Annotated in this window: 20 protein-coding genes and 1 other annotated feature; of the genes, 19 read left to right on the top strand and 1 reads right to left on the bottom strand. The window is 32.6% G+C overall.

The genetic code is table 11. The features are described from left to right. Positions 1-4 precede the first annotated feature (4 nt). The 15 genes from C7958_RS10220 (at position 5) to C7958_RS10150 (ending at position 15,844) form a co-directional block, all read left to right on the top strand. Entirely contained in the window at positions 5-289 is a 285-nt protein-coding gene (locus C7958_RS10220) for a YggT family protein (protein WP_111572578.1), read from the top strand. Between the two features lie 12 nt (positions 290-301). Continuing rightward, positions 302-1,090: a YlmH family RNA-binding protein gene (locus tag C7958_RS10215; protein WP_111572577.1), complete on the top strand. Its 789-nt coding sequence runs from the start codon at positions 302-304 to the stop codon at positions 1,088-1,090. An 18-nt stretch (positions 1,091-1,108) separates the two neighbouring features. Further along, positions 1,109-1,639, top strand: coding sequence for a DivIVA domain-containing protein (locus C7958_RS10210; RefSeq protein WP_111572576.1), 531 nt, complete (start codon positions 1,109-1,111; stop codon positions 1,637-1,639). A 101-nt stretch (positions 1,640-1,740) separates the two neighbouring features. After that, positions 1,741-1,973, top strand: a binding site (T-box leader). 58 nt (positions 1,974-2,031) lie between these two features. Further along, entirely contained in the window at positions 2,032-4,827 is a 2,796-nt protein-coding gene (ileS, locus tag C7958_RS10205; protein ID WP_111572575.1) for an isoleucine--tRNA ligase, read from the top strand. A gap of 233 nt (positions 4,828-5,060) precedes the next feature. Next, on the top strand, positions 5,061-5,741 hold the full coding sequence (locus C7958_RS10200) for a response regulator transcription factor (RefSeq protein ID WP_111572574.1): 681 nt from the start codon (positions 5,061-5,063) through the stop codon (positions 5,739-5,741). Beyond that, entirely contained in the window at positions 5,734-7,137 is a 1,404-nt protein-coding gene (locus tag C7958_RS10195) for a sensor histidine kinase (RefSeq protein WP_111572573.1), read from the top strand. The genes C7958_RS10200 and C7958_RS10195 overlap by 8 nt, the downstream gene beginning before the upstream one ends. A 15-nt stretch (positions 7,138-7,152) precedes the next feature. After that, positions 7,153-7,473, top strand: a complete 321-nt coding sequence (locus tag C7958_RS10190; protein ID WP_111572572.1) for a hypothetical protein — start codon at positions 7,153-7,155, stop codon at positions 7,471-7,473. Between the two features lie 5 nt (positions 7,474-7,478). Continuing rightward, on the top strand, positions 7,479-8,534 hold the full coding sequence (locus C7958_RS10185; RefSeq protein ID WP_111572571.1) for a V-type ATPase subunit: 1,056 nt from the start codon (positions 7,479-7,481) through the stop codon (positions 8,532-8,534). A 2-nt stretch (positions 8,535-8,536) separates the two neighbouring features. Further along, the gene (locus C7958_RS10180) at positions 8,537-10,456 is read left to right on the top strand and encodes a V-type ATP synthase subunit I (RefSeq protein WP_111572570.1); all 1,920 of its coding nucleotides are present in this window, start codon (positions 8,537-8,539) and stop codon (positions 10,454-10,456) included. 72 nt (positions 10,457-10,528) lie between these two features. Continuing rightward, entirely contained in the window at positions 10,529-10,948 is a 420-nt protein-coding gene (locus C7958_RS10175; protein ID WP_111572569.1) for an ATP synthase subunit C, read from the top strand. Positions 10,949-10,958: 10 nt separating this feature from the next. Beyond that, a complete protein-coding gene (locus C7958_RS10170; RefSeq protein ID WP_111572568.1) occupies positions 10,959-11,270 on the top strand; it encodes a V-type ATP synthase subunit F in 312 nt (103 codons plus the stop codon). A 147-nt stretch (positions 11,271-11,417) separates the two neighbouring features. Next, on the top strand, positions 11,418-12,035 hold the full coding sequence (locus C7958_RS10165) for a V-type ATP synthase subunit E (RefSeq protein WP_111572567.1): 618 nt from the start codon (positions 11,418-11,420) through the stop codon (positions 12,033-12,035). A gap of 26 nt (positions 12,036-12,061) precedes the next feature. Beyond that, entirely contained in the window at positions 12,062-13,831 is a 1,770-nt protein-coding gene (locus C7958_RS10160) for a V-type ATP synthase subunit A (RefSeq protein ID WP_111572566.1), read from the top strand. Between the two features lie 17 nt (positions 13,832-13,848). After that, positions 13,849-15,243 carry a V-type ATP synthase subunit B gene (locus tag C7958_RS10155; RefSeq protein WP_111572565.1) on the top strand — a complete coding sequence of 465 codons (1,395 nt, stop codon included), beginning with the start codon at positions 13,849-13,851 and terminating at the stop codon, positions 15,241-15,243. After that, positions 15,230-15,844 carry a V-type ATP synthase subunit D gene (locus tag C7958_RS10150; protein WP_166668520.1) on the top strand — a complete coding sequence of 205 codons (615 nt, stop codon included), beginning with the start codon at positions 15,230-15,232 and terminating at the stop codon, positions 15,842-15,844. Before C7958_RS10155 ends, C7958_RS10150 begins: the two co-directional genes overlap by 14 nt. 73 nt (positions 15,845-15,917) lie before the next feature. Here C7958_RS10150 and C7958_RS10145 read toward each other — a convergent pair whose 3' ends face one another. Beyond that, positions 15,918-17,291 (bottom strand): MATE family efflux transporter, encoded by a 1,374-nt coding sequence (locus C7958_RS10145; RefSeq protein WP_111572563.1) that lies wholly within the window; start codon positions 17,289-17,291, stop codon positions 15,918-15,920. Between the two features lie 107 nt (positions 17,292-17,398). Here C7958_RS10145 and lspA point away from each other — a divergent pair, with 107 nt between their 5' ends. The 4 genes from lspA to fusA all read left to right on the top strand — a co-directional run bounded on the left by lspA (position 17,399) and on the right by fusA (position 22,398). Then, complete coding sequence (gene lspA / locus C7958_RS10140; RefSeq protein WP_243834323.1) at positions 17,399-17,896, top strand: signal peptidase II; 498 nt, start codon at positions 17,399-17,401, stop codon at positions 17,894-17,896. A 9-nt stretch (positions 17,897-17,905) separates the two neighbouring features. Beyond that, the gene (locus C7958_RS10135) at positions 17,906-18,817 is read left to right on the top strand and encodes an RluA family pseudouridine synthase (RefSeq protein ID WP_111572561.1); all 912 of its coding nucleotides are present in this window, start codon (positions 17,906-17,908) and stop codon (positions 18,815-18,817) included. 72 nt (positions 18,818-18,889) lie between these two features. Continuing rightward, positions 18,890-20,092 carry an FprA family A-type flavoprotein gene (locus C7958_RS10130; protein ID WP_111572560.1) on the top strand — a complete coding sequence of 401 codons (1,203 nt, stop codon included), beginning with the start codon at positions 18,890-18,892 and terminating at the stop codon, positions 20,090-20,092. Between the two features lie 245 nt (positions 20,093-20,337). Continuing rightward, entirely contained in the window at positions 20,338-22,398 is a 2,061-nt protein-coding gene (fusA, locus tag C7958_RS10125) for an elongation factor G (RefSeq protein WP_111572559.1), read from the top strand. The last annotated feature ends 77 nt before the right edge of the window (positions 22,399-22,475 follow it).

Here is a 22,475-nt window from a genome sequence, read left to right as displayed (position 1 = left end):
ATCAATGTTTATATTAGTAAGAGTAATAAGTGCAGTTTTTGAGATTTTAAATTTATTAATTATTGGCCGGGTAATTCTTTCCTGGATTAGACCTAATCCCAGTGATATGCGCTGGCAAAAAGTAATTAAATTTATCTACGATGCTACTGAGCCGATTTTAGGTCCGATTAGAGAGTTATTGCCCCAGGGTGGAATTTTGGGCATTGATATATCACCATTGATCGCAATCTTTGCTTTACAGATTATTCATGGTTTTATTAGAGATATTTTAATTAGTCTAGCAATTTAAAGGTGGGAATCTATGTTTGATCAAGATAAATTGTTAAATCATTTACACAGAGAAGAAGATAGAAGGCTGGGTTCACATGTTTTAGATAAGTGTGAACAGGTTTTAAAATATCATAAAACTCAGGCTACGGATTTTTTGAATCCCTATCAAATAGAAATAGCTATTCCGTTAATTGAGCAGCTTGCAGATATTAATTTCAAAAAAGAAGGTGGCTATCCGCAGGCTGAAAGAAAAAGATTGGTAATTTTTCCAGAATATCTTTTTCCTGATTTAGTTGAAAAACAGATTAAGATTTATCAGCTTGATGGAAATTTTGCTTTTCAAAAATTAAGCCACCGGGATTTTTTGGGTGCTCTAATGGGGCTGGGTCTGCAGAGAAAAGTAATTGGTGATATTCTTGTTCATTCAGATTTTGCTCAGATTGTAGTAGCGGCAGAAATTGAGGACATTATTGAACTAAAATTGGACAAGGTGCATCAGGTTCCGATTGAAGTTAAAGAAATTACTGAATCTGAGATAGTAAAACCTGTACAGCACGAAAAAGAAATATTAACCACAGTTGCTTCTATGAGGCTGGATTCAGTTGCCAGTTCTGGTTTTGGTGATTCTCGCAGTAAAATGTCCAGAGATATAGAAAACGAAAAAGTTAAATTAAACTGGAAAGTAGAATCAGACCCTGCGGCAGAAGTAGAGATTGGTGATTTGATTTCGGTTAGAGGCAGGGGTAGAGTCAAAGTAGAAGCAGAAAGAGGTATTTCAAATAAAGGAAGAATTAAGTTAACTTTAAAAAGATTAACTTAGTTGTAAAGGAGGGATATTTTGAAACTAAACCCGCTTGATATCTATAACAAAGAATTTAAGAAATCAACTTTTGGCTATAATACAACTCAGGTTGATGAATTTTTAGATGATGTAGGAGTTGCTTATGAACGTTTACTTAAAGACCTAAATAATCTTCAGGAAGAGAATCAAGAACTAAAAGAGAAAATTGATAGTTATGAGGATATGGAAGATAAACTCCAGAGTACCCTTGATTCAATTCAAGGAACTGTTTCTGAAAGAATAGAACAGGCTGATAATGAGGCCCGAATGATTAAAAAAGAAGCAAGAATGAAGGCAGAAGAAATCAAGGAAAATGCTAGAAATCAGGTGGCTTCGGAAAAAAGGAAACTGGAGCAGCTGCGGGAACAGAGAAATTTCTTTAAAATTCGCTTTCAAACTTTACTGGAAAGTCATCTGGAAATGTTAAATGAGGATCAGGAAGAATCTCTAAGAGGAGACTTTGATGATTCTAATTTGGAAATAGAAAGCGAAATTGAAAATAGTAGAGATTCTGAAGAAAATAATTAAAATTTTTATCTATCTTATCAATTTTTAATAAACAATATCTAAGAGTGAAACTTGACTTATTTTTAATGATAGTTTATAATTGAGAAAAATGTTATATAATTAAATTGATTTTGAAGGGGAAAGTATCAAATTTCAATTGTTTTTAGCGAACCGGGTCTGGTGGAAGCCGGGAAACAAGAAATTGAGAAGATCACCCTGGAGTCGGTATATGAACAGAGTAGTATACCCGTATTTCTGCGTTAAAGATTGCTAAGATAAAATTAGTAATTTTAAGTTTATTAAATTTTGATTACTGATTTTAATTAGGGTGGTACCGCGGTCTCTCGTCCCTTACAGGACAAGAGACTTTTTTTATTTTTTAATATATTTTTTACAGGAGGTTATAAAAGTAAATGAGTTATAAAGAGACAATTAATTTACCTGATACAGATTTCCCAATGCGGGCAAATCTAAGTGAAAGAGAAGTTGATTTTCAAAAATTATGGCAGGAAAAAGATATTTACGAAAAAGCAGTAGAGAACAGAGAGGGTAATGAATCTTTTATTTTACATGATGGACCTCCCTATGCAAATGGGGATATCCATATTGGTCATGCTTTAAATAAGATTTTAAAAGATTTTGTGACCCGTTTTGCTACCTTAAACGGTTATTATTCTCCTTATGTACCCGGCTGGGATACACATGGGTTACCAATTGAGCATCAGGTAACCAGTGTAATGAGTGATCAGGAGAGAGCAGAACTTTCTATCTCTGAATTAAGAGAAAAATGTACCAATTATGCTTTAAAATATATTGATCGTCAGCGAGAGCAGTTTAAACGGCTTGGTGTCTGGGGAGAATGGGATAATCCTTATCTAACTTTAAATAAAGAATATGAAGTAAAGCAGATAGAAGTTTTTGGAGAAATGGCTAAAAAAGATCTTTTTTATCGAGGTAAAAAACCTGTTCACTGGTGTCCACACTGTGAGACAGCTCTGGCTGAAGCAGAAGTAGAATATGGTGAAGATCGTGCTCCTTCTATTTTTGTTAAGTTTCCAATGCTGGATCAGGTTGAAGTTGGTGGAGTTAATTTAAGCAGTGAAGACAGTTATATTGTAATCTGGACAACTACCCCCTGGACTATTCCTTCTAATATGGCTATTGCTTTTCATCCTGAATATCCTTATGTTGTTGTAGAAGCAGAAAGAGAAAAATTGGTAATGGCCAAAGAACTTGTAGATTCAGTGATGTCTAAATCTGGAATTGAAAATTATGAGATTATTAGTGAAGAATTTAGCGGCAGGGAACTTGAAAATAAAAGAGCTAAACATCCATTCTTTGATCGAGAATCACTTTTAATTCTTGCAGATCATGTAACCTTAGAACAGGGTTCGGGTTGTATTCATACTGCTCCCGGTCATGGACATGATGACTTTATAGTGGGACAGGAGTATGACCTGGAAGTTTATGCCCCGATGGATAATAAGGGTTACTTTACCGAAGAAGCTGGAGATTTTGCAGGTAAACATTATGATGAAGCTAATATTATGGTCACAGATAAATTAAAAGAGAAGAATTTATTGATGAACCTTGACTTTATTGATCATCGTTATCCTCACTGTTGGCGCTGTAAAAATAATTTGATTTTTAGAGCTACAGATCAGTGGTTTGCCTCAATCGATGCAATTAAAGAAGAAACCCTGGCAGCAATTGCAGATGTTGACTGGTATCCTGCCTGGGGTGAAGAAAGAATGACCAATATGATTTCTGAGCGTTCAGACTGGTGTATTTCCCGTCAGAAAAAATGGGGTGTACCTATTCCTATTTTCTTCTGTGATGATTGTGGAGAGGCAGTAATTAATGATGACACTTTAGATTCTGTTAAATCGATTTTTGCAGAAAAAGGTTCAGCTGCCTGGTACGAGCTTTCCGAAAAAGAATTACTGCCAGAAGGGTATAACTGTCCCCATTGTGGAGGCAATAACTTTACTAAAGAAGAAGATATCATGGATGTCTGGTTTGATTCTGGTTCCAGTCATAAAGCTGTCTTAGAAAATAGAGATAATTTAAACTGGCCAGCTCAGGTTTATCTTGAAGGTACAGATCAGTACCGTGGCTGGTTCAATTCATCACTTCTAACAGCTGTAGCTACAGAAGGAACAGCCCCCTATAAAGAGGTAATTACTAATGGGTTTACAGTAGATAAAAAAGGTAATAAAATGTCTAAATCCAGAGGTAATGTAGTTTCTCCCCATAAAGTAATCGACCAGTATGGTGCTGATATTTTAAGACTCTGGGTTGCATCTTCTGATTTTAAAAATGATATTAGAGTTTCAGATAATATCTTAAAACAGAGTTCTGAAGCTTATAGAAGAATTAGAAATACCTATCGTTTCATTTTAGGTAATATCAGCGATTTTGATAGTGAACAAAATTATGTAGAATATGAGGAGCGGAGAGAATTGGATCGCTGGATTATGATCCGGCTGCAGGATTTAATTGAAAAAATAACTTCAGCCTATGAAAAGTATGAATATCACAGGGTTTATCATGATGTTCACAATTTCTGTACTGTAGAGATGAGCTCGCTTTATATGGATATTACTAAAGATCGTCTTTATACAGACGGAACAAATTCTTTAAGCAGACGTTCTGCACAGAGTACTCTTTATGATATAATGATGGCTCTAGTTATTACACTTGCTCCGATAATTCCTCATACATCAGAAGAGGTGTGGCAGTTCTTACCTGAGAAAATGAAATCTGAAGAAAGTGTCTTTTTAACTGACTGGCCAGAGGTTAAGGAAAATTACTATGACCAGGAATTGATTGCTAAGTGGGATAAGCTGCTGGCAGTTAGAAAAGATGTCTCAAAAGCTTTAGAATTGGCAAGAGCCGACAAGAAAATTGGTAATTCTCTAGAAGCAATGGTAGAACTTAAAGGAGCATCTGAAGATCAGCAGCAGTTATTAATTTCAGAAATTGAACAATTAGCTGATCTGTTTATAGTTTCTCAGGCTGAACTTAATGATAATTTAACTGCAGAGAATGCCCATCAGGGTGAAGAAAGTTCTGTTTTAGTTAAAGTTAGTGAGGCCAGAGGAGAAAAATGTGACCGCTGCTGGAAGTATGACGAAACAGTTGGAGAACTTGAAGAACATGAGGATATTTGTCAGCGCTGTGCTGATGTTATTGAAGCAGAAAAGTAAGAAAATAATTGGATATAATCTAAAGTATATATTAAAGCAGTCCTGAAATTTCGGGACTGCTTTTTTTTAATCATTTTTTAATTTTTTGCTGCTATACTCATTGAGTAACAAATGATTGGATATTAGAAATCTACTATTTTAATAGCTAAAAGAGAAATTATTATATTTGCTGTCTAAATATTTTATTTATATTTTTTAGAATACGCTTTAAATTTAGCAAAGGAAGTGTTTTAATGAATATCTTAATTGTCGAAGATGAAAAAGATCTTGCTAAGATAATAAAGAAAAGATTGGAACGAGAAAATTTTACTGCAGAAATAGCTTATGATGGTGAAGCTGCAGTGGACAAAACTATAATTAATGAATATGATTTAATTATCTTAGATATAATGATTCCCAAAAAAGATGGACTGGAAGTATTATCGGAACTTCGAGAATGGAAAGATAAAACCCCCGTATTGATTTTAACCGCTAGAGATAGTACCGAAGATAAAGTGCAGGGGTTAAACATGGGGGCTGATGATTATTTAACAAAGCCCTTTGCTTTTGAAGAACTAATAGCCAGAATAAAAACGATTTTTCGAAGAGGAATTAAAGAACACAGCAATACATTAAAAAATGGAGATTTGATTGTAAATACTGTAGATTATACAGTCAAAAGAGGAGAAGAAATGATTGAGCTGACCAGTAAAGAGTATGCTCTTTTAGAGTATTTAATGCGAAATAGAGGTAATATTTTAAGTCGTTCCCAAATTGAAGAACATGTATGGGGATATATGAGCGGCAATAATACTAATATTGTTGATGTTTATATCAGATTTCTCAGAAAAAAAATTGATGAGGGACATGAGAATAAGTTTCTGGAGACAGTAAGAGGTCGTGGATATCGGATGAGGATTATTAAAGATGAATAAAAATTTTAATTATAAAAAATATCCTTTAAAAATCAATCTAACAATCTGGTATATGGTTATTTTATTTCTAGTTTTAATTTTTTTCAGTTCTATATTATATTTTTATCTGGAAACTCAGCTTTTTGAAGAAGTAAAAAGTATATTAGAGATAGAGATGCAGAAGCTTAAATCAGAAATTGGTGAAACTGATATTAATTCTAATTATTTAATAAATAGTGTAAACAAAGAAAATATAAGCATTTTTGTTTACAACAGTCAGGGAAAATTAATAAATAAAAATTTGGAATCTGAATTTATGCAGGACATTATTTCAGTGGCAGTTAAGAAAAATAAATTCTTTAAAATAATAGAATATAAAAATCAAAAATGGGCCATGCTGACAGCCGCTGTCAATTCAGATACTGATCAAGATTTTACTCAAGTTTATTATATAAATCTTATTTATTCCTTTGCTAGAGAACAGAAAATGCTAGATAATTTAATACTTATTTTACTTATTATGATTCCGCTGACTTTAATTTTAGCCAGTGAAGGAGGGTATTTTTTGGCCAGTAGAGCTTTAAAAGCAATTGACTTGATTTCAGTAACTGCAGAAAAAATAAGTCAGAGTAATCTCTCTCAAAGAATAAGGATTAATAAAGGGAGGGAAGATGAAATAGGCAGACTTGTTAAAACTTTGAATAGCCTTTTAGATAGATTAGAAAACTCTTTTTATCGTCAAAAGCAGTTCAACGCTGATGTTTCGCATGAACTTAAAACTCCTATTTCTGTTATCAAGGCTCAGATTGAAGAAGCTATTGATTCAGAAGAAAAATTAACTTCTGATCAAAAAAATATTTTATTGACAATAAAAAAACAGATAGATCAGATGAATCAATTAGTTTCTCAAATGCTGCTTTTGGCAAAAGTAGATGGAAAAAATATTAAGCCTAATAAAGAAGAATTTGATTTAAATGTTGTAGTAGACACGGTAATAGAAGAAATGAATAATTTAGCTTCTGAAAAAAATATTTCAATCAAAAAAGAAATAGGAGAAGGCAAGGATTTCAAAATAAAAGCAGATTTAAGTCTGATTACTCAGCTTTTATTAAATTTAATTGATAACGCTCTCAAATATAGTAAAGATGGTGGAAAAATAAAAATAATTTTAACTAAGCTTGATGGTTTTTATAGATTAAATATTATTGATAATGGGATAGGCATCGCAGAAGAAGATTTAGATGATATTTTTAAACGTTTTTATCGAGTTGATAAATCAAGATCCAGAGAATATGGAGGTACTGGTCTGGGGCTTTCTATCTGCAGCTGGATTGTCAAAATTCATGGTGGAGAAATCAATGTAAAAAGTTCTTTGAAAAAGGGTAGTGACTTTGAAATATTGCTGCCTGAAGAATAACTGGAGGTGATTGAATTGCAGGAAGAATTAATTGAAAAGGTTGTAAATATTGAGCAGCAGGCACAGAGATTAAAGGATGATCTTACAGTGGAAATTAAAGAACTGGAAGAAAAGTATGAGAAAAGAATGGCCCGGGAAGAGAAGGTAAAGATTGAAGAAAGCACAAAGAAAGGCGAAGAGATAGTGGCAGAAAGCAAAGCAGGAGCAAAAAAATTTGCAGCTAACTTAGAGGAAGAAAGTAAAAATGAGATCAAAAAAATTGAAAATGATTATCAAAAAGTAAAAGCAGATTTATTAAAGAAATATTTTGATAAAATAATTAGTTCAGGAAGGTGAAAACAATGCCAGCTTTTTTTCAATACCCGGCTGTAAATGCAAAATTAAAAGCTTTAAGTAGTAATATGCTTAAAGAAAAAGACTTTCAAAATTTAATTGAGTTAAATTCTGTTCAGGAAGCGTTTAATTACCTTTATAATAATACTTATTATCAAGAACATTTAGAGAAATTTTCAGGTCAGGAAATTCACAGACGTCAGCTTGAACTGAATCTTAAAAAAAGCCTCGTGCTTTCTGAAGATATTATAAAAAAGTTTTCTAGTTCTGACTTGAAAACTTTTATTAAGCATTACTTCAAAAAATTTGAAATTGAAGATTTAAAAATTATTTTGAGAACTATTTTAATGGAAAGCGAAGAAAATTATCTGACTGATAATTTAATTTATATAGATCGAAATAAAAAGATTAATTTTAATAATCTTATTCAGGCTTCTTCTTATAATGAGATTAAAAAAGTACTAAAAAATCTCCATTATGCTGAAATTTTAGATGAATTTTCGGACCAGTACCAGAAAAACAAAAACTTATTTCCAATTGAGATGACTTTAGATTTTTATTATTTTTCTGAACTCAATAGACTGGCTGAGAGCTTTTCTAGTAAAGATAAAAAATATTTTGATGAAATCATTGGAACCCACATAGACTTACTTAATCTCCAGTGGATTTATAGAATTAAAAGATATTACAATTTATCTTCCGGTGAAATTTTAAATTATATTATTCCTTACCATTTTAAAATTAATAGAAAAGAATTACAAAGTATGAGTCAGGAAAACAAATCGGAAAACTTAGTAAAACATATTGCCTATCAACCATATCAACAGCTTCTAGAAAAAGCGATTAAAGATGAAAATGTTATTTTTGAAAGATTCTTTTTAAATTATATATTTAAAAAATTGCATCAGATTAAAACAGAAAGTTTTTTTACTATCTCTAATATACTTGCATATTTATATATCAGGGAATATGAATCAAGGGATATAATAACTGTTCTGGAAGGAATTAGATATTCACTTCCAAAAGACAGGATTAAAAACTTTTTGATTCGAAAGGAGGTGTGATCTTGGGAATTAAAATTATGAAAAAATTTCAGATTCTTGGTTTGAAAAGAAATATTGATTCTATAACTGAGGAGATGATGAGGAACAAAGAGATAGAACTTTTAAAAACTGAAAAATATCATGAAAATTTCAAAAGCAGTCAAATTAAAAACTCTTATAAATCATGTTTTAATAAATTAGATAGGATTCTGGATAGCTTAAACTTAAATAAAATAATTGAAAATATTAATTTCGATAAGTTAAATAAAGTTGATCTGGAAAAGTTCAAAGATTTTATTAGACCAATTCAACAAAAAATTGATAAACTCGAAAGAATAACAAAAAAATTGGATGCAGAGGAAAAACGTTTAAATAATCTTATTAAACATGTTTATGTAATGAGAAATATTGATATAGAACTTCAGAGTTTAAAAAATTTATCTTATATTACTCTAATCTTTAGTAGCTTAAGTCAGGAAAGATATGAGCGCTTAATTGAGAATGTTACTGAGGTTCCTGTGCTTGTTCTTGAAGTTAATAGAGATCAAGATAGAGTATGGTTCTTTACATTTGCTAAAAAGAATTATCAACAAAAAGCACTTGATATTTTGAACTCAGCAAATTTTCAGAGGATTGAATTACCTGAGAGAGTCAAAGGGCAGCCTCGAGAGATATTAAATCAGGCCAGACACAGGCTTAATAAGATAGAAATTATCAGAGATCAAATCAGTTTAGAATTTAAAAAATTAAAACATCGCCATCAAAGTCAGTTATTAGATTATTATCAGCAGTTACTGGTTTTTAATAAAATTACAGATGTTAATAATGATTTTTATGGTAAAAGTGATTATTTTTTTATTACAACTGGCTGGATAAGTGAAGAAAATGAGAAAGAATTTGAAAAACTAATATCAAATAAATATAAAAAAGTAATATATAGCAGCCAGGAAGTTAAAAATGTTGAAGAGGAGAATCCACCAACAATTATTGAAAATCCAGAGTGGATTAAATCATTTTCATCTCTGGTTAAACTTTATGGTCTTCCGAAGTATAACGAAATTGATCCATCGCTATTTTTTGCTTTGAGTTATATTTTATTATTTGGAATTATGTTTGGAGATTTAGGACAGGGCTTTGTATTTGTCAGTCTGGGGTTTGCTATTTATAAAAATAAAATAGATTTCATTAAGAATAAGAATGCAGCCTATATTCTGATTTCAATTGGATTTTCTTCAATGCTTTTTGGTACATTTTATGGCAGTCTTTTTGGACTGGAAGATCTGATACCTGCTCTTATTATTAGACCGATGGATAATATTATGTTTTGGCTCGGTTTTACTGTGATGATTGGTATTTTGCTTTTAATTACCTCGATGATTTTTAATTTATTTAATAGTTTTAAAAATAAAGATTATACAGAGGCATTATTTTCTGATAGTGGTTTAAGTGGTTTAATATTATATCTATTTTTACTTGTAAATTTAGCTTTTTATGGAATCCAGAGTAAACTCTTAATGCCGGCATCTGTTATAGCTGCTGTGTTTATAATATTATTACTGCTTATATTTCTTAAAGAACCACTTGGCAATTTATTAACTGAACAGAGGTTTAGTATAGATAAAAAAATATCTGAGTATATACTGGAATCTGCATTTGAACTTTTTGATACAGTTTTAGGTTATTTGAGTAACACCCTATCTTTTTTAAGAGTTGGAGCCTTTACTTTAAATCATGTTGGGCTGTCTATGGCAGTAATTATTTTATCAGAAATGATAAATAATTACGCTGGTAGTCTTCTGGTTTTAATTGTCGGAAACATTGTTATTATGGTTCTGGAAGGTGTAGTAGTAGGAATTCAAATTTTAAGGCTGGAGTTTTTTGAGATATTTGCTAAATTCTATAGTGGTAGTGGAAGAGAATTAATACCACTTAAGATTAAATGATTTTTAGGATTATTTAACTTTTTTTAAAAAACTCGGTAAAGATTATAAATATTATAATGGGAGGAAATAAAAATGATTTTAACATTAGCTTTATTAAGTTTATTTATTACAGCACTTATAGGGGGAATAATTATGTTTAAGAAAACAGATAAAAAATGGTTAAAGTGTTCAATTTTAAGTATTAATTTAATTTTGTTATTTACTCTGGTAATTCTGGGATCGGATTTGGTTGTACCGGCGAAAGTATATGCTGCTGATCCAGCTCTTAATACAGCTTCTAATTTAGGACTGGGATATCTGGCGGCAGGTCTTGCAGTAGGAATTGCCTCGATTGGTGCTGGAATTGCAGTAGGAATTGCTGGTTCAGCTGCCATTGGAGCAATCAGTGAAAAACCTGAAATTTTAGGTAGAGCCTTAATTATTATTGGTTTAGGAGAGGGAATTGCAATTTATGGATTAATAATTTCTATAATGATCCTGGGAAGATTATAGGTGGTTTATTATGAAAATATACTGCATTAGCGATAATATTGATACCAACATAGGTTTAAGATTAGTTGGAATAAATGGAGTTGTTATCCATGAAGAAGAAAAAGTAATAGAAGAGATTAACCGGGTTAGACAAAAAAGTGATATTGGGATACTTTTAATTACAAGGAAATTAGCAGAATTGGTTCCTGATTTAATTGATGATTTGAAATTGTCTGCGGAGCTCCCCCTGGTGCTGGAGATTCCTGATCGACATGTTGATCCTGAGGAAGAGCCAGAATATATCACAAAATATGTCCAGGAATCGATTGGTATTAAAATTTAATCAGGATCAGCATGACATACTTGATGTATTAATGCAGAGTTAACCATGCGCTTATAAAAGAAAACTCAGCATGACATGCTCGATGTATTAATGCAGAGTTAACCATGCGCTTATAAAAGAAAACTCAGCAAAAGAGGTGATAGATGAGTGGATATTGCAGAAAAAATCATGACCATTAAAACTGAGATTATTGATGAGGTTAAGCAGGAAAATAACAATCAAATTGAAAAGAAACGTAAAGAATTACAGAAAAAATATGATGATTTTCAAGAAGAGCTGGATAATAAGCAGAAAAATATTGTAAATAATTATGAAAATATGGCGGAACAAAAAAGAGAACAGATAATTTCAAGAGCCATTTTAGAAAAGAAAAATCTCAAGAGAAAAAAACTAAATGATTTGATTAATAACTTTATTCAGGAATTACATGAGATACTGGATGAATTTACAGCTGAAAAAGATTATTGTTTATTTATTTTTAATTCTATCAAAGCAGCTGCTAAAGAATTGCCGGATCGTGAATTTACCGTTTTATTAAGAAAAAAAGACAGTGAATTCAAATCTGATTTAGAGGAACTGCTGGAGAAAGAAATGGATGATTACAAATTCGATATGATACTAACTGAGAAAATTAAATCCGGTGGCTTTATAATTAAAGCCAAAAATAATCAGCAGCTGCTAGAAAATACTTTTGCGGCCTTAATTGGTTCATTTAGAGAAGAGATAGCTATAGAATTAAAGAATAATATTTTAACACAGAAGTAGGATAAATGGATTAGGAGTTGGTGAGTATGGAAAAACAGGGAAAAATAACTTTTATAAATGGCCCGGTTGTTGAGGCGAAAGGTATGTCCGGTTATATTATGCGAGAGCTTGTTTATGTTGGAGAATTAAAATTAGTTGGTGAGATAATTGAACTTGATGGCGATTCAGCTACTATTCAGGTTTATGAAGAAACGAGTGGAATGAAGCCTGGTGAACCAGTGTTTTCTACCGGTCATCCACTTTCAGTTCAGCTTGGTCCAGGTATAATTGGAAATATATTTGATGGTATTCAGAGACCTCTGCCATTTTTAGAGAAAAAAAGTGGTCCTTTTATAGAAAGAGGTGCCAAGGTGAGTGCTTTAAATCCGGATGAAGAATGGGAATTAAAAGTCCTGGTTGAAGAGGGTGATTATCTTAAGTCAGGTCAGATAATAGCAGAAATTGATGAGACTTCAGTCATTGTTCATAAAATTATGGTTCCTCCTGGAAAAGAAGGAGAAATTATTGACCTGGTACCTGATGGTAGATACTCTATTGATCATGTAATCGCTAAAATAAGGGATGAAGAAGAAAATATAACTGAAATAAAACTTTATCAAGAATGGCCGATTAGAGAACCAAGGCCTTACAGTGATAGACTTGAATTAGGAGAGCCATTACTTACAGGTCAGCGGGTACTTGATACTTTTTTTCCAATTGCTAAAGGTGGTACAGCTGCTATTCCCGGGGGTTTTGGAGCCGGCAAAACAATGACTCAACATCAGCTGGCCAAATGGTCAGACGCGGATTTAATTATCTATATTGGCTGTGGAGAACGTGGAAATGAAATGACAGATGTTTTAGAAGAGTTTCCAGAACTAACAGATCCTAGAACTGGTAAATCAATGATGGAAAGGACAGTTTTAATTGCTAACACTTCAAATATGCCTGTTTCTGCAAGAGAGGCCAGTATTTATACCGGAATTACTCTGGGAGAATATTATCGTGATATGGGATATAATGTAGCAATTATGGCTGATTCTACTTCGAGATGGGCGGAAGCTTTAAGAGAAATTTCGGGCCGTCTGGAAGAAATGCCTGCCGAAGAAGGTTTTCCAGCCTATCTTCCAACTCGACTGGCAGAATTTTATGAAAGGGCAGGTTATGTAAAAACCCTTGCCGGTGAAAATGAAGGATCCATCTCACTTATTGGAGCAGTATCACCTCCAGGTGCAGACTTTTCTGAACCTGTTACTCAGAATACCAAAAGATTTGTTCGCTGTTTCTGGGCTCTTGATAAATCACTGGCTGCTTCTAGACATTTTCCAGCAGTAAGTTGGCTTGATAGTTATAGTGAATATCTAACAGACCTGGAGCCCTGGTTTAAAGACAATGTTAACCGGGAATGGCTTGAGTTAAGAAGTCGGGCAATGTCTTTATTGAAAGAAGAATCAAGACTGCAGGATATAGTTCAACTGGTCGGCGAAGATGTGTTACCGGATAATCAGCGTTTGATTTTAGAAATAGCAAAACTGATAAAAGTTGGTTTTTTACAGCAGAATGCTTTTGATGACATTGATAGATATTCTGATATCAAAAAACAATACTGGCTTTTAAAAATTATTCTTTATCTTTATGATCAGGCAAAGCCGCTGGTTAAGAAAAATGTTCCAATCAGTCAGCTAAAAAATAATGAGTTATTTAACAGATTATTGAGGTTAAAGAGTACAGTTGCTAATGATGAAGTAGATAAAATTAAAGATTTTCAGAATGAAATAGACGATTTTTATCAGCAGCTTGCTGATGATTATCAATAATAGTGGGGGAGTATATAATGTTAAAAAAAGAATATACTGGACTTGCTAATATTAATGGTCCACTAATTGTAGTAGAAAATATAGATGATGTAGCTTATGATGAGATGGTCGAAGTGACAGCTCCCAATGGTAAAGTAAGAAAAGGAAGAGTTTTACAGGTGGCTTCGAATAGAGCTGTAGTTCAGGTTTTTGAAGGTAGTACCGGTTTAAATATTAACGAAACAAGAGTTAAATTTTTGCAGGAACCAATGAAAATAGCTTTAAGTAAGGATATTTTAGGCAGAGTTTTTAATGGTGTCGGCGAAGCAACTGATAATGGAGGCCAGATTTACTCGGAGAATAAATATGATATAAACTCTAACCCAATGAACCCTTATTCGCGGCAGTATCCAAGAAATTATATTCAGACAGGAGTATCTGCAATTGATGGGTTGATGACCTTAATCAGAGGTCAGAAATTACCTATTTTTTCTGGTAATGGTCTTCCCCATAATCAGCTTGCAGCTCAGATAACAAGACAGGCAAAATTGGGTAAGGAGGATGAAAAATTTGCGATTGTATTTGTAGCAATGGGAATAAAGCATGATGATGCAAGATATTTTATAAATAGTTTTGAAGAAAGTGGAGTTTTACAGAATGTTGTAATGTATGTTAATTTAGCGGATGACCCGTCTGTAGAAAGAATTATTGCCCCCAGGGTGGCACTGACCGCCGCTGAATATCTTGCTTTTGAAGAAAATATGCATATCTTAGTTGTAATGACTGATATGACAAGTTATTCTGAAGCCTTAAGAGAACTTTCATCTCGAAGAGGAGAGGTGCCTGGTAGAAAAGGTTATCCAGGTTATCTTTACAGTGACCTAGCCAGTCTTTATGAAAGAGCAGGAATGATCAAAGGAAGAGAAGGTTCAATAACCCAGATTCCAATTTTAACAATGCCTAATGATGATATAACTCATCCAATACCTGATCTAACAGGATATATAACAGAAGGTCAGATAGTTTTAGAAAGAGATTTATTTCAGAGAGATATTTATCCTCCTATTAATATTTTGCCTTCACTTTCTCGTCTGATGAAGGATGGCATTGGTGCTGAATACACACGTGAGGATCATGCTGATGTTTCCAGCCAATTATATGCTATTTATTCTCATGTTAATGAAGTAAAATCATTAGCTTCAGTAATTGGGGAAGATGAGCTTTCAGAAATAGATCAAAAATATCTTAAATTTGGCAGTGAATTTGAAGCTAAATTTCTCAATCAGGATAAAAAGACCAATCGTAATATTGAAAAAACTCTTTCTTTAGCCTGGGATCTTATTTCAGAACTCCCCGAACATGAACTGGATAGATTATCAGAAGAGTTAATCGACAAATATTATAGGAGGAAAGATGAAAATGGAGAAACTTAAAATATCTCCAACTAAAAGCAATCTTTTATCTACAAAAAGTTCACTTGAACTTGCTGAAGAAGGTTATGAGCTTCTAGATAAGAAAAGAAATGTTTTAATTAAGGAAATGATGGAAAGGATAGATGAAGCAAAAGAAATACAGTCTCAAATCAATCAGTATTTTTATAATGCTTATGAAGCTCTGCAAATTGTGGATATTACCCAGGGAATAAAAACCGTAGAAGAAATAGCAGCAGGTATTGATTTGATAGATAATTTGAAGATCAGAACTTACAGTGTAATGGGTGTTGAAATACCAGAGGTAGAAGAACTGTCAGAAGAAATATCTCCACACTATAGTTTTTATAAAACCAATCTGGCTTTAGATAGGGCCTATAAAAATTTTCAAAGAGTAGTCTATTTAATCAGCAGACTTGCTGAAATTGAAACTTCTGTCTACAGACTTGCAGCTTCAATTAAAAAGACTCAAAAACGAGCAAATGCTTTAGACAACATTTTAATTCCTCGTTATAAAAATACGGTCAAGTTTATTGAAGAAAGATTGGAAGAGAAAGAAAGAGAGGAATTTTTTAGAATGAAGCTGTTAAAAGAAAAATTATAAACAAAACCTCTCTCTTAATTAAGAGAGAGGTTCAGTTTTAATGTCTTTCAAATGTCTGAATCTTATTTTGATTTTATGGAGTTTCAGATTCTGCAAAAAACTCTATTTTTGCCCATTCCATTTTAATAAATCTTCTAATTACAATTAAAGCAACAATTAAAAATGAAATTATCTCGGCAATCCAGACTCCCGCTACCCCATAATTAGAAACAACAATTAAATAATAGGAGAGGGGAATAAAAATAACCCAGAGCCTGATAATTGTAATATACATGGCTCCTTTTGTATCTCCAGCTCCTCTTAATGCTCCAACCATAATAATAACAAATGCTAAAAAGGCCTGATTTAAAGCCACAATCCTGAGTACAGGTGCAGAGTAATTGATAACTTCTGCCTCGGTTGTAAAAATACTGAGGGCAAAAACTGGAAAAACAAGATAAATTAGAGCAAGTCCAGTTCCAAGTAAAGCCCCCATAACTGCAGCGGTTAAGCCGCTTTTTAATGATTCTTCTGGTTTATCTTCTCCCAGATGTTTACCCACAATTGTAGTTGCAGCAATCGCAATTCCAATTGCTGGCATAAATGACAGTGATTCGATATTTAATAAGATTCTAAATGATGCTTCTGCAGTTGTATCAAGTTTAGAAATAAAGATACCATTAAGAAAAAATGCTATCTGCATAAAAAGCTGTTCAATTCCAGCAGCATAACTTAAATTAATTAATGGTTTAAATATTTTACTGCTGATTTTCATCCAACTGGGATGAAGCTTTAAGATTCCTTTATTGCTGGCAAATAAGCCTAAATAGAGAACTGCTGCGACGAAGCGGGCAAAAGCAGTTGAAATAGCGGCTCCTGCAATACCCAGTTCTGGGAAAATCCAGAAACCAGTAATTAAAATATAGTTACCAATAATATTTAGTATATTGGCAACACCTGTGATATACATCGGGGTTTTAGTGTCTCCAGCTCCTCTTAATGATGCTGCTGAGGCAAAGGAAATAAACATAAAAACCTGACCAATAGCTATATATTTTAAATATGTTGTTCCAAAAGCTTTAACAACAGCCGTAATATCATAAACATTTAAAATCAGGTCGGCAAAAAAGAAAGTGAATAAAGTAACTATTATTCCTAAAATTAAGTTTAAAGTTAAATTTTCATTCATTATTTTGTTCATTCGGTTTTTGTTACCCTCACCATAACTGCGGGATACCATTGCAGTAGCTCCTGCATTAAAAGCAGAAAAAACAAAAATCAAAGTAAAAATAATTTGATTGGCAAAGCCAACTGCTGCCAGAGCTTCCTTACCGATAAAGCGGCTGATCATTATGGTGTCTGCCATACCGACAAGGGTATTCAGTGACATTTCAAGCATAGCCGGTAGAGCCAGCATAAAAATTGTTTTTGCTCTGCGGCTGCTGTTTTTAGTTAGTTCTAATTTCATAATCTTTCATCCTTTATTTATCTAGTTGGATGTGAGAGGACATGAATAATAATCATCCATCTCTTATCTTAGCATATAATATAATAATATAAAAGAGCAATTTTTAATTGTTTAAATTATTTTTGTATGTTAAAATTATAGATGGAGTTGAGATTATGTTGATTGCTGTTTTATCTATGATTATTATTTTAATTGATCAGTTAAGTAAATTTTTTATTCGGAGTAATTTTCATCAATTTGAGCGATTATCAATTGTTGGTGATTATTTACATATAACTTTTATTAAAAATAGAGGAGCAGCTTTTGGAATTCTTAAAGGTCAGCGTAGTTTCTTCATTTTAATAACAGTCTTTTTTTTAATATTTATTATTTATATTTATCAAAGTGAGTTGAAACAGACACCTGCAGTTAAAACAGCAATTGTTTTTTTACTGGGGGGGAGCATCTCAAACCTCATTGACCGGTTGTTGCTGCATTATGTGACTGATTTTATTGCTTTTAATCTATTTGATTTTTACCAGCTTCCGGTTATTAATATTGCAGATGTTTTTATATTTTATGGAGTTTTGATACTAATTTATAAATTACTTTTTTCGGTGGATTGAGGTGTTTAAATGGAGGAATATAGTCTAAAAGCAGATAAAAAAGTTCAGGGAATGAGAATAGATAAATTTTTAGCAGCTGAGTTAGATGATTTATCCCGCTCTTATATTCAAAAACTGATCGAAAGCGGGAAAATAACTGTCAATGAAAATGAAGTTGATAAAAGTTATAAAATTACTGCAGATGATTTTTTAAAAATATTTATAGAAGAAAAAGAAAGCGAAATTAAGGCAGTTGAGATGGAGCTGGATATAGTATATGAAGATTCAGATATAGTCGTTATTAATAAAAATGCAGATCGAGTTGTTCATCCGGCACCAGGCCATTATGATGATACCATTGTTAATGCTCTGCTGGCACATGTGGATAATTTATCTGCAATCAATGGGGTGAAAAGACCGGGGATTGTTCACCGATTAGACAAGGATACATCAGGACTTTTGATAGTGGCTAAAAACGATAAAAGTCACAAGGAACTGGCGCGGCAATTTAAAAACAGAAGTGTAGAAAAATATTATTATGCCTTAGTTGAAGGAAATTTAGCTTACGAAAAAGGAAAAATTGATGCACCGATTGGTAGAGACCCCAATAATCGCAAAAAAATGGCGGTTCGTAAACACAACAGCAAAAATGCAGTTAGCCGTTTTAAAATTATTGAAGAATTTAAACATCATACTTTAGTAGAAGTAAAAATCGAAACTGGTAGAACTCATCAAATCAGAGTTCATTTTTCTTATCTTGGACATCCCGTGGTTGGGGATAAACGATACGGCTCTAAAAATCAGCTGGGGGCCAGAAGACAGCTTTTACATGCTAAAAAATTGATTATTACACATCCCTTTAGCGGAGAAAAAATGGAGTTTGAGGCTTCTTTAAAATCTGATTTCAAAGCAGTACTTGATAAGTTAAGAACAAAAAAATAAAATTTTAAGGCAGGAAAATTTAGAGTTTGATAGAAAATAATTTATAGAAAATAATTTGAGGAGGAGATTAGATTGTATAATTCAATTAAACTTAGCGAAAATGTACACTGGGTTGGAGTCAATGATAAAGAAACTGATTTATTTGAGTCTTTGTGGCCTTTACCGGAGGGGATTTCTTATAATTCATATGTGATTAATGATGATAAGGTAGCATTAATAGACACAGTTAAAATTAATTATACAGACACCTATTTAGAAAAAGTAAAAGATGTAATTGGAGACAAAAAGGTTGATTATTTAATTATCAATCATATGGAACCAGATCATTCGGGTTCAATTAAATCTATGCGGGAGACCTTTCCGGAAATGAAAATTGTAGGAAATGCTAAAACAATGAATTTTTTAGAAGGATTTTACGGAATTACAGAAGGTACCATGGTTATTGAAGACGGAGATGAACTTGATTTAGGATCCAGAACTCTCAAATTTTATCTGACTCCAATGGTTCACTGGCCGGAAACTATGATGACCTTTGATCAAAAGGATAAAATTTTATTTTCTGGAGATGCTTTCGGAGGTTTTGGCTCCTTAAATGGATATTTATTTGATGATGAGGTTAATATTAAACATTTTGAAGAAGAAATTAGAAGGTATTTTTCTAATATTATTGGTAAATATGGTCCGGTTGTGCATAGGTCTATTTCCAGATTGCGTCAGGAAATTGATGAAATCGGAATGGTTGCCTCTACCCACGGACTTGTCTGGCGCAATGATCCTGCTCATATAATTGATGAATATGATAAATGGAGTCAGCAGCAGACAGAAAAAGGTGTGGTAGTAGTTTATGGATCAATGTATGGAAATACAAAAGTAATGGCAGAAGCAGTAGCTCGTTCTTTATCTGAAAATGGAATTGAGCAGATTAAATTATTTGATGTTTCCCGCAAAGATGTTTCATTTATAATCAATGATATCTGGAAATATAATGGTATTGTTTTAGGAAGCTGCACCTATAATACTAAAATCTTTCCACCAATGGAATATCTGCTTAAGAGTTTAGAAAGCAGAAACTTAAAAGCACGAGTACTTGGAATATTTGGTTCTTACAGCTGGAGTGGTGGTGCTCTAGACAGATTAGAAGATTTCAAAGAAAAAGTTAACTGTGATCTGGTGGAGCCTGTAATTGAATCACAATTTGCCCCTGGAGGCGATATTTTAGAAAAATGTTATCTACTGGGCAAAAATGTTGCTGAACAGGTAAAAGAAAATAATTAAATTTAATCATCTTGGAATTAAAATATTAATTAATCTACTCTGTTTGCTCTATAATATTTCTAAAAAGAGCAAATTGAACAGAGTAGATTATTTTTTTAAAATAATATTCAAAAAATTAAAGGAATTCAATTAACTATTGTAGAAGTAATAAAATACGGAAATTTCTTTAAAGTACAATGTCAGAATATTTAAATCAATTATCATCACATCATATTCAATAAAAAACTGAAAGGTTGGTGGAAAAATTGAGTAAAATTACTAGTAAGGACATTAGAAATTTTTGCTTTATATCACATGGAGGTGCGGGTAAATCAACACTGACTGAGATGCTGCTCTATAATGCAGGAGTGATTAATGAGCCCGGCAGTGTTGATAAAGGAAATTCCCAATCCGATTTTAGTGCAGTTGAGAAAGAACATCATCATTCAGTTCATAATAGTTATTTTAATTTTGAATGGCATAATAAATTATTTCATTTTATTGATACACCCGGTTATGCTGATTTTCGAAGTGAAGTAATCAGTGCCTTAAGAATGGTAGAGAGTGCGGTGCTTTTAGTTGATGCAGCAGCCGGAATCGAAGTTAATACAGGCTATGTCTGGGATTTAGCAGAGAAAAATGATCTGGCAAAGGCTGTATTTATTAATAAAATTGATAAAGAGGATGCAGATTTTGATAAAGTTGTTGATGAACTTCGTTCTACATATGATGACAGTTTTGCGATTGTAACTATCCCGCATTATGAGAATGGAAAATTCGAAGGGATAATTGATTTATTAGATGAAAAATTATATAAAAATGTAGACGGAAAACATAAGGCTTTTCCGGTACCAGATTCAGAAAAAGAAAGAGTAGAAGATTATGAATTAAAACTAACCGAAGAGATAGTTGAATTAAAGGAAGATTTAATGATTAAATATCTTGATGGTGAAAAAATAACTATTAAAGAATTAACTAAAGCTTTTGAAGAAGAGGTTGCAAGTGAACAGTTAGTTCCTGTTTTTGCAGGATCTGCAATAGAAAACTGTGGGGTAGCTAAATTTTTAGATGATTTAACAAAAATATTCCCTTCAGCATCTGAAGTACATTCCGATCATTTAGTTGAATCAGGAAAAACACTGACACCAGAACCGGATAGTAAATTCAGTGCTCAGGTATGTAAAACAATGGTTGATCCCTACATTGGTAAATTATCTATCTTTAGAGTCTTTTCTGGTAAATTAGAAAGGGACGATTTAGTTTATATTCCAAATATTGATGAGGAAATTAAAGTTACTAAACTGTATAAACTTAATGGAAAAGACCAGGATAATGTTGATGACTTAACTGCAGGAGAAATTGGAGCTGTAGCAAAGTTAGAGGAGCTGGAAACTTCCTTTACTATGAGAGACCCAGCAACAGATATCTATTATCATGAATTAGAATTCCCCAAGCCAATGTACAGCCGGGCTGCCTTTCCAGCTGAAGGAATCGATGAAGAAAAAATGGCTTCTGCTTTACATCGGTATAGTGATTCCGATCCAACATTTAATGTTAATTATAATAAAGTGACCAAGGAATTAATTTGTGATGGAATGGGTACAATCCATTTTACTATGGTTAAAGAAGAATGTCAGCGCAAATATGATATTGATTTTACAATTCAGGAGCCAGATGTTGCTTATAGAGAAACTATTCAAAAAAAGGCAGATGTAGAAGAAAAATATAAAAAGCAATCCGGTGGACGTGGTCAGTATGGACATGTACTGATGAAGGTTGAGCCGCTTCCACGAGGTAGAGGTTTTGAGTTTCAAGAAGAAATTTTTGGTGGTGCAATTCCAGGACAGTATATACCTGGTGTCGAAAAAGGAATTATTGAAGCCAAAGAAGAGGGAGTACTGGCTGGTTATCCTGTAGTTGATTTTAAAGTTATTTTATATGATGGTTCTTATCATGATGTTGATTCTTCAGAAATGGCCTTTAAAATTGCAGCTTCTAAAGCATTTAGAAAAGCACTGGCTCAGTCCAAATGCGTTTTATTAGAGCCAATTATGTCTGTTAAGGTTACGGTTCCTCAGGACTTTATGGGAGATATAATGGGTGATTTCAACTCCAGACGTGGTAGAATTGAAGGTATGGAGCCTCAGGATGGAGTTCAGATTATTAAAGCTAAGGTGCCGCAGTCAGAAATGTTTAACTACGCTGTAGAGCTGAAATCAATTACGGGTGGTTATGGTTCATTTGATATGGAATTTTCTCATTATGATAAAGTTCCAGGAGATATCAGTGAAAAAATTATAGAAGAGGTTAATGGAAAAAAATCATAACCATAAAATAAAAATAATCAAGACCAGCTTTCACAGCTGGTCTTTTTTCAGTTTATATTATATAATAATTGCTGGAG

Origin of the sequence: Halanaerobium saccharolyticum, from assembly GCF_003259895.1 — a bacterium.
GTDB lineage: Bacteria > Bacillota > Halanaerobiia > Halanaerobiales > Halanaerobiaceae > Halanaerobium > Halanaerobium saccharolyticum_A.
The sequence above is the reverse complement of the archived record's forward strand: the minus strand, read 5'-3'. Positions and strand labels throughout refer to the sequence as shown.